Raw genomic sequence first — 15,959 nt, 5'->3', positions numbered from 1 at the left:
CTAACGTTCGCGCAGGGCCTCTAGCCGGGCCTTGCGGAATGGTTTCAACAGATAGTCCAGCACCGAATGCTGGCCGGTCATGATGTCAACCGAGGCGACCATTCCGGGACGGATATCGAATTCCTTGCCTGCATGCGTCAGGGTGCTGTCGCTGGTTTCGACGATTACCGGAAAATAGACCTCGCCCGTGGCGTCATCCTGTTCGGCATCTGCTCCGACGCGGGTAACAGTGCCGTCCAACGCTCCGTAGATCGTGAAATCGAATGAGGTCAGTTTGACCTTTGCGGGCAGGTCCGCCCGCAGGAATGCAATATCCTCGGGACGGGCGCGGGAATCTACTTGCAGTCGGTCGTTATCGGGCACGATGCGCAACACTTCTTCGGCCGGGGCAATGACCGAGCCGATGGTGTTCACATTCAGTGCCGACACAATGCCAGCGACAGGCGCGCGCAGATTGGCGCGATCAACGACATCGCGGGCCCGACGGATCGATTCCTCGACCACGGCAAGCTGGTTCAGTGTCTCTGAGCGCAACGAGCTGATCTCGGCGCTGCGCTGCAGATCCAGTTCTGTGACGCGGGCCTGTGCCTCGGCCAGAGCGGCGCGGGCCTGAACCAGCTTGCCGGTCGTCGCGTCGTAATCCTGTTTCTTCGTGGCCCTTTCCCGTTCCAGGGGCAGCAGCTGGGCGCGTGAAACCACACCGCTTCGGGTGCGCAAGGCAAGTTCTTCGTCCAGCAAGGCCAGGATATGCGCGATCTGCGGCAGGCTTTGTTCGAATTCGGCAATTTCCTGTTCGCGTTGGGTGATCTGGGCCGACAACACGGCCCGTTGGCCGCGATAGGATGCCAAGCGGCTGGCAAAAAGTTCGACTTCGCGCAGGGCCAATGCCGATTCCGGATCGATGTCGGAGCCTGCAAAGCGCAGGCCCTCGGCACCTGCTGCTTCGGCATCCAGCCTGATGCTACGGGCCTGCAAGGCGGATTTCTGTGCCAGGAACTCACCCAGATTGGCCGAAGAACTGGTGTCATCGATGGTGACCAGAGGTTGTCCCTTGGACACGGTGTCGCCTTCGGCAACATGAATTGCACGCACGATCCCACCTTCAAGGCTTTCCACGATCCGCGCCCGTCCGGACGGGACGACCCGCCCGCTGGCCCGCGCGACCTCTTCGATTGTGGCCCAGCTTGCCCAACCGATCGCGGCGATCATCATGGTCAGCAGGGTCAGCAACATCGCGGTCAGCAACCACGACCCACGCGCCGATCGCGCCGCGCCGCGCCCACGGGTAAATTCACGAAGCTGCCATTCGCTCATGCGCGGGCCTCCGATGGGGCGGCAAGACGCGCGAGGATATCGGCCTTTGGCCCATCCTGAAGCACTTGCCCGTTATCGAGCAATATGATCCGATCCACCAGGGCCAACAGGCCCATGCGGTGGGTCGATATGATCAGGGTCATGGGGTGATGCTGCATCACCCGGGCAAGGCTTTGAATAAAGACCTTTTCGCTTTGCTGATCCATTGCGCTTGTGGGTTCGTCAAGGACCAATACCTTGGGACGCAACAGCAAGGCGCGGGCCAGGGCGACCAGCTGGCGTTGGCCACCGGACAGGTTGCGCCCGCGCTCGCTGATCGGCATGGCGAAGCCCGAAGGGTGTCGCGCGGCGATACGATCCACCCCGACGATCCTGGCGGCATGCACGATGTCTTCCGCGCTGGCCTGTGGATTGCCGAAGGCGATGTTTTCCGCAAGCGTACCCGAGAACAGGACCGCCTCTTGTGGCACCAGTTGAACATCGCGGCGCAGGCGCGCGGGGCTGATCTGGGACATGTTCAGCCCATCGATCAGCATCATGCCTGTGCTGGGCCGATAAAGTCCGGCCAGCAACCGCACCATGCTGGTCTTGCCTGCCCCGACCGCGCCGATAACCGCGATCCGTTCATTGGGCGCAATGGTCAGCGACAACCCTTCCAACGCGGGCAATGGCGCATCCGGGTATTGCAACGAAACGCCTTCGGCCGAAATTGCCCCTTCAGCCACGCCGACATTCAGCTGATCGCTTCGGGGCGTGTTGTCCGAGGGCAGGGACATGATCTGGTTCAGGCTTTTCAGCGTCGAGAACGCAAAGCTTGCCCGCACGAACAGGTTTGCCAGCATGGTTGTCGGCGCCAGAGCGCGCCCCGACAGGATCATCGCGGCAATGACGGTGCCCATTGTCAGCTGGCCGTCCAATGCAAGATAGACACCGATCACCACGATCCCGATCGAGGCCAGCTGTTGCGCCAAACCGGTAAGTGTGGTGGCAAACAAGGCCAAGGACCGGCTTTGTTCCTGCGCTCGTGCGCTATTGGCCACCTGATCTTCCCAACGGCCCTGCATCCGGCCCTGACCGGCGACGGCTTTCAGGGATTCAAGTTCCGAAATGGCCTCGACGGCGACGGCGTTCTTCTGGCCCTGCGTCTGGCGTGTCTGGTTCGATGCCCGCCGCAAGGGCCAAAGGATTGCGATTCCCATGATCAGCACCACCAGCAAGGCTGCGGCAGGGGGCAAGGCCAACGGCCCGCCAAGATAGGCGATCACCGCGATGAAAAGCACCGCGAAACCAAGATCGGTCAAGGTTGCAAGTGTTTGCGATGAAAAGAAATCGCGAACCTGTTCATAATCCTTGAGTGTGTTCATAAGGTTGCCCGAAGCCATCGTCCGGCTTTCCAGACGCAGGTCGGCCACATGTCGGAATATGTCGGCGGATACGGCCTGATCCACCTGTCGGCTGACGCGTTCCACCACGGCTGCGCGCAGCCATTTCAACAATGCGTCAAAGGACAACGCGATCCCGACCCCCGCCACCAATGACCACAATGTTGTCAGGGCTGCATTGGGAAACACCCTGTCATAGACGTTCATTGTGAAAATCGGCATGATCAGGGCCAGCAGGTTGACCATGGCGGATGCCACCGCGACCTGCATGTAATCGGGCCAGAAGCGCGCGGCGACGCCCCAATACCAGTGGCGCGAAGAGGGCTGGACCGCCGCCATGTCTTCGATTGATGCATCGTCGTGGCGCAACAGCAACGCGTGGCCGCTGTAGTTCTGGGCGAGGTCGTTTAGGGCAAGCTCCAGAACCTGGTCGGACCGGGCTGGCCAGAACAGTTTCACGGTCTGCTCGGCACGGGATAGCAACACACAGGCATCGCGCCCGTTCAGGAACAGGACCGCGGGCAGCACGGCATCGGGCAGGTCGGGCAGGGCGCTGCGGACCAACCGGGCGCGAAATCCCTGTCGTTCAGCTGCCGTGCAGGCCAGTTCAGGCGTCAGCATCGCATCCACCGGCAGTGCCAGTCCGGCGATCAGGCTTGCGGTGGCAATATCGCGCCCCTCCAGGCGGCAACAATAGGCAACCGCTTGTGCCAGATGGTCGCGATCCTTTGCCGAAAAATTCCATTGGGATGTGATGTCGCCCTTGGCGCGCGTTGAAACGGTCGCTTCGCTGGGGGTCATCTGTCCTGAACTTTCCATGCCATTCGCGCGATCACTGTGGTCGTTACCATAAGATCACAGTCCCGGACCCGCTTTAAAGTCCAAGCTTATGGTTCGGGGGGTTTAATATCGACAGGGGGCCCGGTCTGTGGCTTGATGGCACGAAACCGAACATGCACGAGGTACCCAAATGCCCGGATCAGGCTTGCTCAGGTCGCTATTGGCGACGCTAGTGGTATGTATGCTGCCAGTGATGGGCTTTGCGCAGGATATCGGCACGGTCAATTTCCAGTTCGATTCGGATCAACTTGACGCGGAAGGTCGCCAACAGGTCGAGGCCATCGCCCAGAAACTGATTGCCGCCCAAAGCTACAAGCCAAGTGTGGTCATCGGCTATACCGATGCGGTGGGCAGCAACGCGTATAACCTTGATCTGGGACGCCGCCGTGCCCAGACCGTGGCAAATGCACTGATCGCGCTTGGCGCCCCCGTTGATCGGATCGATCATGTCGAGAGCCGGGGCGAAAACGAGCTGTTGGTCAATGTCGCAACCGCGCAGCGATCGAACAGACGTGTGACGGTGACGTTGGATGACATGCTGGCCGCCTGCCGCAGCTATCGTGAAATTCAGCTGTCGCAATCGAATATCGGCGCATCGCTGGAACAGGACCTGCGCCAGAAACTGGCAACCGCCGTGCAGCAATATCAATCATTTGCTGCGACCGGCGGAAATGGCCCGGCCTATCAGATGGCGGGGGCAGCACGTGAAGATTGCGGAATTGCGGTTGGTTTTGACGGGGGCGCATCGCGCAAACTGGAATATTCGAAACGTTGCCTGTGCAGCTATGCCCGCCTGTCGGTCGCCATGGGTGGTTGATTGGCGCGAACCGGCCCGCAAGTTACCTAACGAAAACGCTTGGATTTGCGTTGCAAATGCCCCGCCTGCTGTTGCGGCAGGGCATTGAATGCGGCATGTTCCCTGTATCAACTGGAAAAAATCGGTATCCCGACAAACGGCGGAGGTTATACGTGAGCCGCATACTTCAACTTGTGCTTGTCCTGTCCCTATTGGCTGTGACGGCACCGATGCAACTGGCCTATGCGCAAGATGCAGCCGCGCAAGACGCGGCCCCAACCGCAGAAGCCGCATCGGATTACCCTGCGGGTCTGGTCACCCCCGATATCGACCTTGAAGAGCTTGAAATCCGCCTGATTCCCCTGACGGCTGGCGAACTGTCGGCGCTTGCGGGCGCATGGCAGGAGATTGCGCGTGAACAGACTGAAGCAGTCGCCGACAAGCAGATCGAGGTTCGCAATGCCAGCGGAGCGGCCGCCGACACCGCCCGCAACGAGGTCGTCGAACTGACCCGTGAAAGGCAGGACATATTCGCGCGCTATACGGCGGTTGTGAATATGCTGGAAAAAAAGGGAGGGGATGAGGCCGAGATCGCCAGTCTGCGTGCATATCGCAGCGCCATCGTTGTCGAAGAAAAGCAACGCGCGGATTGGCGCACCCTGATGCAACAGGCCCAAAACTGGGTGTTTTCCAAAGATGGCGGCCTGCGGATTGCCGAACGCGTGGGGGTGATTGTCGCCGCGTTGTTCGGTCTGTTGATCGTTGCGCGGATGGTGCGGGGATACGCGCAACGCTTTTTCCGCCGTCTGCCCAACCTGTCCAAGCTGTTGCAGGCATTCATGGCCATGACGGTTTACTGGCTGACGATTGCGATCGGTTTGATGATCGTGCTGTCGGCGCTTGGCATCGATATTGCGCCGCTCTTTGCGCTGGTTGGTGGTGCGTCATTCATTGCGGCCTTCGCGATGCAGGATACGCTTGGCAACCTGGCGGCCGGACTGATGATCATGATCAACCGCCCCTTTGACGAAGGCGATTATGTCAGCGTCGCCGGCACGGGTGGCACGGTCAGCACTGTCTCGATCGTGTCGACCACGGTGCTGACCCCGGACAATCAGGTCATCGTCATTCCGAATTCCAGGGTCTGGGGTGATGTGATCACGAATGTCACAGCCTCGGCGACCCGTCGCGTCGATCTGGTGTTTGGCATTGGCTATGACGATTCCATCGAAACCGCACAGCAAACGCTGGAAGAGGTGGTCAAGGGGCATGCCATGGTTTTGACCGACCCGGCCCCTGTCATTCGGGTCAACGAACTTGCTGACAGCTCGGTCAATTTCATCGTTCGTCCGTGGACCAAAGCCGCCGATTATTGGACCGTGTATTGGGACCTGACTCGCGCGGTGAAGGAAGCCTTTGATCGCAAGGGCATTTCGATCCCCTTCCCGCAAACCGACATGCATATTCGCGTCGCAAGCGAAGCAGCAGTGCCTGCACTGACCGCAGGTTCGGCGGGGCGCGGACGTCCGCGTGGAGCGCCCGATTACATGACCGGTGACAGCGGTGCCGAGAACGCGCCAGAAGATGGCGGGGAGGAACGCTGAGGCAGGTGTCATCCTGCCCTGTGGAAGGGCCCGCGCGGGCCCTTCCCTTGTTATAGCCGGGTGATCAACCCCGTTTCGCGCGCAGGGCGTCGAACGACAGAAATGTGTCATGCTTGCGGGCGATGAACAGGCCCAGAATTGCCCCCATGATCGGCAGGCCAGCCATGAAAAGCAGGTTCGATCCTTCGGCCAGCGGCATCAATATGTGCCCGGCCGTGGCGATTGTTGAAATGCCGTGAATGACGACACCGATTCCATAGGAAATCGTCTTGTATGCCCCCGCGATGATGGCCAGCGAAAGCAGGATTTGCAGGCCGCCCGCGATCAGCGACCCCGAGGTTGCCAGCTGTTCGATTCCATAGAATTTCGCGAATATCCCGGATGTGCCCTGGGTATCGACCAGCTTGTTTGCGCCCCAGGCCAATAGGAACAGCCCGAAGGTGACCCTGATCAGCAGCAGGGCAGGTTGAACAGTAGATTGCATGATGGTGTCTGACTTTCGATTTGATCGGCTTTGACGGTGCGATGAACCTCTGGATCCGGCCAGCGAGGTCACGCCGGACTTGCCAATCCGGACCGCACCACACTCCGTTTCGAAAGAACGACCCATTCTGTTACAGGTGACCGGAATTTATCCGGCGACATGTCCAGACGGAAAGCCGTGGGCGCGGTCTAATCGGTCGGAATCAGGGCCGTGATCCGATCGGGCATCATTTCGGCCAGATAGATCGTGCCATCAGGTGCCACATCCATGCCGTGCGCATAGGTCGCAAAGGTCCGACAGCGCCCGGTCAGCTGGCCGTCGGGATCATAGGCGGACAGCCGTGGCGTCTGATCGGTGACCAGCAGATTGCCATCCACGCCCAACGCCAATGCCATCGGCTTGTGCAGCCCGCCGATCTCGTCAAGCCAGATCCCCTCGGGATCAAAGCGTTGAACGCGGTTGTTCTCGCGATCAGCGACACAGATCCGACCCTGAGGATCGCAAAGGATACTATGCGGGGTCGAGAACTGCCCCGGCCCGGTGCCGGCGTTGCCAAAGCTGAACTGGTGCCGCAGCGTGGGGTCGAACACATGCACGGCGCTGTTGCCATAGCCATCGGCAACATAGATTCGCCCGTCGCGCCCGCGTGTGCAATCGGTCGGGTGGTTGAATGGGCGGCCCAGACCGGGGCGTTCGTCGCAATGGAGCCGCGCGGTTTCGATCAGCCGGGCGTTCAGAAAAACCACCTTGTGGCCGTCCATATCGGTTGCGGCCAACATATCCGGGCCAAGGGCGCGCAGTCCGTGACCACAGGTGATCTGGCGCAAAGGATGATCAGCCAACGCCATCGCGGGTTCCAGAACAGCCAGTTCGGGGGCTTGACGCCTCAGGGCGATCACCCGTTCGCCATGCACGGCAAGATCGCTGATGCCGGTCAGACCGTCACCCAGATCAAGATGTTGCACATGATAGCGTTGATTGCCCAGGGCGACATAGCGGCTGGCGGGGGGCGAGGTCGTCACAGGTCGTGGGCCAGAACTTCTGCCATTCCCAACAGCGCGGCATCGCAGTTGCGCGGTGCCGTCAGCATCAGCCCGGCCCCCGGAAGATCGCTGAATGGCAGGCTGACAGAGCAGCCATCGATCACATTGGCGAAACTGGTGTTTCGCAGCGCCAACAGGTTCAGCCGGTCATATGTGGCGTCGTCGGCAAGATCGGCAAGCATGGGGGGCAGGACCGCGACGGTCGGCAATGCGATTGGCGTATCACCGAACAGGCGCAATGCCTCATCCGCCATGGCCTGGCGCGCGACAACAGTGCGCGCATAGCCGGCGGCATCGGTTTCTTCGGCGCGCGCCATGCGTGATGCGACCCGCGGATCCAGCCGGTCGCGGTGCTGGTCATAGCTTTCGCCATGATGGCAGCGGGATTCAACGGCGCTGAATTGCCAGACCGGCAAGGCGCGATAGCGATCAAAGATCTGCATCGACAGCCGGCGCACGGTGACACCGCCTGCGGTCAGGGTCGTCAAGGCGGTCTCGAACGCGTCCATGATTTCGGGGGCGACATCGTCCATACCGAAATTTTCGGGCACGATAATGGTTGCAGGCATGTCGGCCGCCATCAGCGGCCTGTCGCGCAAGACATTCAGCGTTGGACGCATCAGGTTCAGATCTCGTGTCAGTACGCCCACACTGTCCAGCGAATGTGACAGGGGGACGGCCCCGTCGCGCGAAATGGTGCTGGCCGTCGGTTTGAACCCGTAGATCCCACAGAACGCGGCCGGAATCCGCGCAGACCCACCGGTGTCCGTTCCAAGGGCGATGTCTGCCACCCCCCGCGCCACCGCCGATGCCCCGCCCGAGGTCGATCCACCCGCGATCGCGCCGTCGATCAGGGGCGTCAATGGTGTCCCGTGGTGGGGGTTCAGCCCCAGACCGGAATAGGCGTATTCGGTCATGTTCGCATGTCCGATCAGCCCCGCGCCGGCCGCCCGCAGTCGTGCCACGGCCGCCGCATCGCGTTCTGCCAGGGGCCTATCGGCTTGCGGCGCGGTGCCGGCACCGGTGGCATAGCCCTTGACATCGAACAGGTCCTTGACCGCGACGGTCAGGCCCGACAGCGGGCCTTCGGCGTATATCGGGTCGTCGAAAACCTGGGTGAAATCGGGTGCGGCGGCCTTGGCGCGCGCGGCGTTCAGCAAGTCTTGGGTCATGTCAGGTCTCAGATCGTTTGTTCGACAAGCCAGGTGGCGATGCCGGGAAATGCGGTCAACAGGATTACGCCCAATACGAGGATCAGGAAATAGGGCACGATCATCCGCGTGATCTCGAAGATACCGCGACCGGTCAGGTTCTGGATCACGAACAGGTTGAAACCAAGGGGCGGCGTGATCTGTGCCATTTCGACCACGATGATCAGGTAGATGCCGAACCATACGGGGTCGATCCCGACTGCTGCGATGGCGGGCATCACCACCGAAGTGGTCAGAACCACGATCGAAATTCCGTCGAGGAAACAACCCAGCAGCACGAACAGAATGGTCAGCATGGCGATCAGCCCAGCCTTGCCAAGGCCGCTATTCGAGATCACCTCGGCCAGATCTGCGGGCAGACCGGAAAAGCTCATGGCCGAGGTCAGGAATGCGGCGCCCAGCAGGATCAGCCCGATCATCGCCGAAGTGCGCGTGGCACCGAACAGGGCCTCGACAAAGCTGGCACGGGTCAGCGACCCACCGACAGCCGCGATGATCAGGGCACCTGCGACGCCAATGGCGGCGGCCTCGGTTGCGGTCGCATAGCCTGCATAGATCGATCCGATGACGCCGATGATCAATCCGACCACCGGGATCAGCAGGCGCAAGCGGACAAGGCGTTCACGCCAGCCGATGCTGGTTTCGGGTGCGGGCATCGCATCGCGGTTCATACGCGACCACAAGGCGATATAGCCGGAAAACAGCGCCATCAGCATCAGGCCGGGAACCACCCCGGCGATAAACAGCCGGTTGATCGACACCTGCGCGGCCACGCCATAGACGATCATCACCACCGAAGGCGGGATCAACAGGCCCAAGGTTCCCGAACCCGCCAGAGATCCGATTGCCAGGCGATCATCGTAGCCGCGGGATTTCAGTTCCGGCAACGAGATGCGCCCGACAGTCGCGGTCGTCGCGGCCGATGACCCCGAGACCGCAGCAAAGATACCGCAACCGACGACATTGACATGGGCCAGCCCGCCCGGCAGGCGCCCCACCCAGGGGGCAAGGCCGGAAAACAGGTCCTCGGCCAGCCGGGTGCGATACAGAATTTCACCCATCCAGATGAACAGGGGCAGAGCGGTCAGGGTCCAGCTGGCCGAATGCGCCCACATTGTCGTGCCAAGGATGGCGTCGACCGGGCTGGAGGTGAACAGCAGAAAGATGACGACAGCAGATGCCAGCAGGGCAACCCCCACCCAGACTCCCAGCCCCAAAAGAACCAGAAGCGTGACAACAAGAACGGCGGCTTGTGACAGGATTTCCATGTTATTCCCCCTTTGCCTGTTCGGCGACATCGTCGCGTTCGACCGGCAGGCCAAGGACCAGCCGCAATGTGCGTTCGGCAAAGGCGATGGCAAACAGGATGGCGCCGAAAGCCATGGCCGATTGCGGAATCCACAACGGCACGGCCACGATTCCCTGGCTGACATCGTGATAGGACCAGCTTTCATGGACATAGCCAAAGATGGCCCAGGCGACCCAGCCCATCATCAACGTGGCAAAGCCCGAGGCTGCGATGTCGGCGATATGCCCCATGCCCGCAGGCATCAATTGGCGCAGCGAGGTGACGCGGATATGATCGCCATGCGTCAGGGCCGTCGGCAACGCCAGAAAGATCGAGGCAGAAAGCCCCCAGGCAGCAAAGTCGTCAGCCGAGGGGATCTGACTGCCCATCAGGCGCAGCACGATCTGTGCCAGGATCAGAACCGCAATCCCGACCAGCGAAAGCGCGGCCAATGCCCCGCAGAATTTGAACAGATGTCTTGTCAGGATCATCGCGGCACTCTCCCTTGGTGGACCTGGCATCGCGCGGTGCGGTGCGCGACGGAACTGGCCCGGTGCGGCATGCCGGCACCGGGCCAAATGGCGGTTTAGTTCAGGTTGTCAACGATGGTCTGGCCATCGTCGCCAGCCTGTTCCAGCCATTCCTGACGCATGGTCGCGGCGATTTCCTGAAAATCGGTTGCCAGCCCTTCGGGCGTCGGCAGAACCTGCATGCCGTTGTCTGCCATGGTCTGCGTGGCTTCGGTCGTGGCTTTTTCCGCCATTTCCCAGCCGCGGGTCTGTGCCGTTTCCGCGGCTTCTTGCAGCGCGGCCTGCACCTCGGCGGACAGGCCGTCGTAAGAAGACTTGTTCACGATCACCATGTTCTTGGGGATGAATGCCTGCACGTCATAGTAATGCGAGACGAAATCCCAGGCCTGACTGTCCACTCCGGTCGAGGGCGAAGTGATCATTCCGTTGATCACGCCGGTCGAAAACGCCTGCGAAATCTCGGCTGTGGCGATGGTTGCCGGCACGGCGCCCAACAGTTCGGCAAGGCGAGCGGTCGAGGGATTATATGCGCGGAACTTCACACCATCGAAAGACGATCCATCGGTCACTTCCTGGTTCATGTAGATCCCCTGAGGCGGCCAGGGCGCCGCATAAAGCAGCATCAGCCCTTCGGCGTCCAGCTTTTCCTCGTAGATCGGGCGCGAGGCATCCCACAGCGCCTTTGCTTCGTCAAAGGTGGTCGCCAGCAATGGCACGGCATCGGCGGAATATGCGGCATCCTCGTTGCCAAGCGCCGAGATCAGAACCTCGCCGATCGGCACGATACCCCGCTGGACACCGCGCTTGAGTTCGGGGCGCTTGAGCAGGACGGAATTCGAGACAACCTCGATTTCCAGCTCGCCCCCGGACAGGCGGGCGACGTCATCGGCGAAGGCGCGGATATTCTGGGTCAGATAGTTCCCGTCGGGCGCGTCGGCCGACATTTTCCAGGTTTCGGCATGTGCCAGACCGGCACCGAAAACCGCGATCGTGGTCCCAAGTAAGAAACGTTTCATGATGTGAGAACTCCCGGTTGGTTGGTTTTTTGATCTGTTCTTGCGGTCCCGTCAGGCCCGCCACGACTGTCAGTCTGCCAAGGCTGGCAGGTCATGTTCGTCCAGAGACCATAGCAGGGTAAAGGTCTGTGCTTCGCGAAGCGCGCCGTCAAAGCGTTCGCTCAGTTGGCGCAACGTTGCCTCGGCGACCGGCTCGGTGGTCACGTCCACCACAAGGCAGGGGGCCAGAACACGGCCTTCGCGCTGTTCCGAAGGCAGGGGGGTGGACAGGGTTTCATCCGGCACCATGTAGTGCACGCGCAGAACGCCCTCGACAGAAAGCAGGGCCTCCATTTCGCTGCGAATGCTGTCTTGATCCGCCGCGCCGGGGACCAGTTCGATCATCGCCACCGCCGATCCCCAGCCAAAGCCACCTTCCAGCGCGACCTGCATGACCCGGCGGCGGGTGTTCGACATGCGGGTAAAATTCGTGACCGACCACTGGGTCTGATGGTTGAAGGCCTTTTGATATGATGCCGAGGTGAAGTCACCCAGAGAGCTGGCGCGATACAGCGCAAGATAGCGGCGCGCCGAACCCGAAACCGCGCGATAGCGGCGTGCGCCCGTGAAGCCGTCGATGCGAACGCGTTCTTCCATATGTTCGCGATCATACCACAGGTTGAAATCGCCTTCGTGGTCGGGGTCGACATCGCTCCAGACGAACAATTGGGCTTCTTCGGTCGAACGGATCTTGCTCATGCTATGTCCTGCCTGCGGGACGGTCGGGCAGGGCGCTTGCGCCCCGCGTCACGTCGATTGCGTTCGGGCTAGGTTCGGGGCAAATCGGCGATCAGGCAAATGGTAAATCTTTGCGGGGGGTGATCGGGTTTTCCTATCGCTATGTTTTTTCTGAAAAAAACGAGGCTTCCCGGTGGGTCTCGGCACAGTTGCGTGCCAGATCCGCGATGGCGCGATAGATCGCGGCGTCCGAGTTTCGCCGCCAGACGCAGAACAAGGGCAGTTCAGGCAAAGCGGCATCAACCTGCAATTCGCACAATCCCGGTCCGGCCAGGTCGCAACCGCGCGGCAATGTGGCGACGCCCAGACCGCGTTCGGTCAGACGCGCGATTGCGGAAATAGAGGTGACGCAATGCACCATCGACGGACGCAGACCCTGTTCTTCGAACAGGGCGACGACATTGGCATGGGGGCGCGAATTTCGCGTAAAGGTAATCAACGGGCCGGTGATCACATCGGCTAGGGTCAGCTGTTCGTCGCGCATTCCGGCAGGGCCGAACCATGCCATTGCAAGGGGCGGCAATTCCACGCAGGCGATCTGTTCGCCTTGTTGTTCCTGCGTGGTCAGCAACATATCCAGCCCGCCACGATCGAAGGTCGCGGCGATATTGGTCGTCGGTTCGATCGTCAATTCCAGCTCCAGGCGGGGATAGCAACGGGCGATCTCCTCCATCAGATCGCAAAACCATGTGTGCACGATCGATGTTACCAGCCCCAAGCGCACGCGCCCGGCCGCCTTGGCAGGATCCGATAGCGTAAAGCGCAATTTGCGTTCCGTGGCCAGAATGTCCTGTGCCTTGTCAAGGATCAGCGCCCCGGCAACGGTGATGCGCGTGGCGTGGAATTCACGGTCGAACAGGTTTACGCCCAGTTCGGTTTCCAGCGAAGAAATCCGGCTGGATACCGTAGCCTGCGAAATGTTCAGCCGTTCGGCTGCGGCCCGAAAACTGCCCAGATCGGCGACGGTGACGAAAGTTTCCAGAAAGCGAATATTCACCGTTGCCTGCCATGATTGCGCTGCCTTAGCTTTTCATATGCTAGGGCGAAGCGCGCAACTGTGCAATTTCATCCGCTTTGGGCAACCGGCCCGATTGCCTGCATCAGTTGCAACGCCAGGTTGATATTGGCCTGACGGTTTTGCAGGATCGCGCTGTTTTCATGAACATACCCACTGCCGCGCAAGATGTCCTGAACGGGCATGTCATCGGCATAGCCGGCCAGTATCCAGAGCGGGTCCGGCGCCCGGCCATTGGCGAAGTTCCGGTCAACGAAATAGCCATGAATGATACCCGCCAACAGGGCTGCGGACCGGTTGGGATCCATAGCGATTTGCGGCGCGCGAAACAGATCGCGATACAGCATTCCGGCCGAACTCTGGCGCACATTGCGGTTTTTGACCTTGGCCAGATATTGCGCATACAGGGTGATGTTTCGGGCAATGGGCAACAACGTGTCATGGCGGGGCATGTTCGCGCCGATCCAGAAGGACAGGTTGTCGGGCAGTGGTAACAGCCCCCTTTCGCCAAGGCTGTGATGTGCCTGAGGGTCCATGGCGCCATTGCGGAACCCGGCTTCGCAATAGATCAAGACCACGAAATCATGCAGGCTCAGGGCCAGATCATCGGGGCCAGGATGGTCGTTGGCCATGTCGATTGCATGGTGCAGCGCGCGCAGGTTGCGGCGGATGAATTCTGCCTTGCCCAACCCTTCCCAGATCCAGCTGTCGGCGGATTCAAAGGACCGCCCGCCGGTTCTGGCGTCCTGATGGCGCGACGACAGGTAGCGTTCGATCCGGGCCAGATCCTTTGCGATCGCAGGGTCCTGTAGCGAAATCCGCAACCCGAATGGCGTCGCGCCGGTCACCGAATCGATGAATTCGCCTTCGAACGCCCGCGCCACGGTGGTCACATGGCCACTGTCATTCCCGATTGTTTCCATGCCGCGTGGAATGAAAATATGCGACATGATCCGGTTGCGTCCCGCCAGATATGTCATGCCGCCGCGCGCGCGATCAAAGGCGATCAACGGGGCGAAATCATGTCGGCGCAGCGCGTCCAGGCGCGCATCGCGCAGCGGGGTGTTGGTATCCCCGACGATCAGCCAGTCCTGATCTGCCTCGACATGCGGGCCCATCATCTCGACGATCACTTCAAGCAGGCGGGCGGCAACCGCGCGCCGCAGCATGGCATTGATCCGTTCGCCGACGAAAAGCGGCAGCAAGAACAGGCGGGTTGGAACCTGACGCCGCAGGATGTTCAGCTCGAAGCGGGCCGGAAAGCTGGGAAAAACTGGGCCATGCAGGGATTCCAGCCCGATATCGCGCCCTGCACGCAACCGCCAGAGGGCTTCGACCTCGGCGGGCCAGGGCGCGCGGGTGATCGACAGGCTGCGTGAGTTATAGATGATCGAGATGCTGGGTTGGGCGGGATGGATTTCATCTTCTGCATGAATGCATTCATATTCCTGCCCAAAGCTGTCGCGCAGGGTGTTGCGCAGGGCCATCGCCGCCTCGGGGGAAATGCCGTTCAACACCCAGGCGTCATGGGTCAGATCGGCAAAGACTGTGGCAATCCGTTTGCGCACCGCATCGTCATTATGCTGGGCGTTCAGCCATTCCATGTTCCAGACCGCGATATCCAGATCCTGCTCGGTGGCATTGATCGCCTCGGCGACGCGTGTGGTGCCTGAATCAGCGCGGTTGCTTTCGGTGCGCGGCTGACGGCCCAGAACGCCAAAGGGGCCGGTCAGCGTATCGGTATCGATAAAGTTCGACAGCACCTCGCTGATCGCGGCGTGATTGGGGCCGCGACTGTTCAACTGGGTTTCCAGGTCAATCGCAATCGCGGATATCTTGATGCCTTCATTGGCGACATCATAGCTGCCGCCATCGATCAGTTCGGCCACGCGATCGGCATGCCAGATATCCATCTGCTCGCGGGTTCGATATGCATGATGCAAGGCGCATAGCTTGCCATTGCGGGTGATCACCGGTGCGCCGGATGAACCGGCATTCGTATCGGCGGCATACAGCAGCAGATCGGCATCGATATTCAGGATCTCGGTATCATCGACAGAGGCCTGTTTCAGATCGCCATTCGGATGATGCAGCAGAAAAACCGGTTCATGTCTGCGGCCCGTGAATGACCCGCGTGACATGGGAATATGGCCGTATGGCGCCGCCAGATCCGCGGCGATGCGCACAAAGGTATAGTCCAGTCCACCGACCGCAGGGCTGGTGACAAACAGCCTTTCAGGATCCAGACGCAATTCGCGTCGCGGGCCATAACCTGCCGCTGCCGCGCCGGACAACTGATCGCGTGACCGTTCATATTCAAAATCGACACTGGCTTCCGCGGCGGTGGCGATGCTGTTCAGCACATGGTGATTGGTCAACAAGAGGTTCGGCCCGACCAGAAAGCCCGTGCCGGACCAGCTGCCCGAGACGCCACGATGATCGGTGCCCTGGCACAGAATACGGCAAACGGCCCGACGATAGGTCGCAAGCAATTCAAGCAGCCCGGCATCAATCAGCGAACGCGCACCAACGCTGGCCTCCAGCCCGTCGACGGCATTCCAGCCTCGCATCATCTGTTCGGGTTGATGCACGCTGGTGTTGCCGGCCAGCTTGGCGAAGGGCTGCTCTGTCCAGTCGCTTAGAAAATCGACCTGCATTG

13 protein-coding genes are annotated in these 15,959 nt (G+C 60.8%); 2 read left to right on the top strand and 11 right to left on the bottom strand.

Annotated elements, in window-relative coordinates; all coding sequences use genetic code 11:
* The gene (locus PAF17_RS14580; protein WP_271889837.1) at positions 1 to 1,314 is read right to left on the bottom strand and encodes an HlyD family type I secretion periplasmic adaptor subunit; all 1,314 of its coding nucleotides are present in this window, start codon (positions 1,312 to 1,314) and stop codon (positions 1 to 3) included.
* Positions 1,311 to 3,497, bottom strand: coding sequence for a type I secretion system permease/ATPase (locus PAF17_RS14575; protein ID WP_271889836.1), 2,187 nt, complete (start codon positions 3,495 to 3,497; stop codon positions 1,311 to 1,313). Before PAF17_RS14575 ends, PAF17_RS14580 begins: the two co-directional genes overlap by 4 nt.
* A 220-nt stretch (positions 3,498 to 3,717) precedes the next feature.
* Here PAF17_RS14575 and PAF17_RS14570 point away from each other — a divergent pair, with 220 nt between their 5' ends.
* Both PAF17_RS14570 and PAF17_RS14565 read left to right on the top strand, forming a co-directional pair.
* Positions 3,718 to 4,353: an OmpA family protein gene (locus PAF17_RS14570; protein WP_271889835.1), complete on the top strand. Its 636-nt coding sequence runs from the start codon at positions 3,718 to 3,720 to the stop codon at positions 4,351 to 4,353.
* Positions 4,354 to 4,505: 152 nt separating this feature from the next.
* Complete coding sequence (locus PAF17_RS14565) at positions 4,506 to 5,936, top strand: mechanosensitive ion channel family protein (protein ID WP_271889834.1); 1,431 nt, start codon at positions 4,506 to 4,508, stop codon at positions 5,934 to 5,936.
* 64 nt (positions 5,937 to 6,000) lie between these two features.
* On the opposite strand, the gene PAF17_RS14560 is transcribed toward PAF17_RS14565, so the two are convergent.
* From PAF17_RS14560 to PAF17_RS14520, 9 genes are all read right to left on the bottom strand, one after another.
* Positions 6,001 to 6,420, bottom strand: a complete 420-nt coding sequence (locus PAF17_RS14560; RefSeq protein WP_271889833.1) for a hypothetical protein — start codon at positions 6,418 to 6,420, stop codon at positions 6,001 to 6,003.
* A gap of 188 nt (positions 6,421 to 6,608) precedes the next feature.
* Positions 6,609 to 7,442, bottom strand: coding sequence for a 6-bladed beta-propeller (locus tag PAF17_RS14555; protein WP_271889832.1), 834 nt, complete (start codon positions 7,440 to 7,442; stop codon positions 6,609 to 6,611).
* Complete coding sequence (locus tag PAF17_RS14550) at positions 7,439 to 8,635, bottom strand: amidase family protein (protein ID WP_271889831.1); 1,197 nt, start codon at positions 8,633 to 8,635, stop codon at positions 7,439 to 7,441. Before PAF17_RS14550 ends, PAF17_RS14555 begins: the two co-directional genes overlap by 4 nt.
* A gap of 8 nt (positions 8,636 to 8,643) precedes the next feature.
* Positions 8,644 to 9,942 carry a TRAP transporter large permease gene (locus tag PAF17_RS14545; protein ID WP_271889830.1) on the bottom strand — a complete coding sequence of 433 codons (1,299 nt, stop codon included), beginning with the start codon at positions 9,940 to 9,942 and terminating at the stop codon, positions 8,644 to 8,646.
* Between the two features lies 1 nt (position 9,943).
* On the bottom strand, positions 9,944 to 10,453 hold the full coding sequence (locus tag PAF17_RS14540; RefSeq protein WP_271889829.1) for a TRAP transporter small permease: 510 nt from the start codon (positions 10,451 to 10,453) through the stop codon (positions 9,944 to 9,946).
* Positions 10,454 to 10,548: 95 nt separating this feature from the next.
* Complete coding sequence (locus tag PAF17_RS14535) at positions 10,549 to 11,508, bottom strand: TRAP transporter substrate-binding protein (protein WP_271889828.1); 960 nt, start codon at positions 11,506 to 11,508, stop codon at positions 10,549 to 10,551.
* A gap of 69 nt (positions 11,509 to 11,577) precedes the next feature.
* Positions 11,578 to 12,246, bottom strand: coding sequence for a DUF4286 family protein (locus PAF17_RS14530; RefSeq protein WP_271889827.1), 669 nt, complete (start codon positions 12,244 to 12,246; stop codon positions 11,578 to 11,580).
* Between the two features lie 139 nt (positions 12,247 to 12,385).
* Positions 12,386 to 13,282, bottom strand: a complete 897-nt coding sequence (locus PAF17_RS14525; protein WP_271889826.1) for a LysR family transcriptional regulator — start codon at positions 13,280 to 13,282, stop codon at positions 12,386 to 12,388.
* 68 nt (positions 13,283 to 13,350) lie between these two features.
* The gene (locus tag PAF17_RS14520) at positions 13,351 to 15,957 is read right to left on the bottom strand and encodes a trypsin-like serine peptidase (protein ID WP_271889825.1); all 2,607 of its coding nucleotides are present in this window, start codon (positions 15,955 to 15,957) and stop codon (positions 13,351 to 13,353) included.
* Between the last annotated feature and the right edge of the window lie 2 nt (positions 15,958 to 15,959).

The sequence above is a fragment of the Paracoccus onchidii genome (assembly GCF_028294535.1).
Taxonomy (GTDB): domain Bacteria; phylum Pseudomonadota; class Alphaproteobacteria; order Rhodobacterales; family Rhodobacteraceae; genus Paracoccus; species Paracoccus onchidii.
The sequence above is the reverse complement of the archived record's forward strand: the minus strand, read 5'-3'. Positions and strand labels throughout refer to the sequence as shown.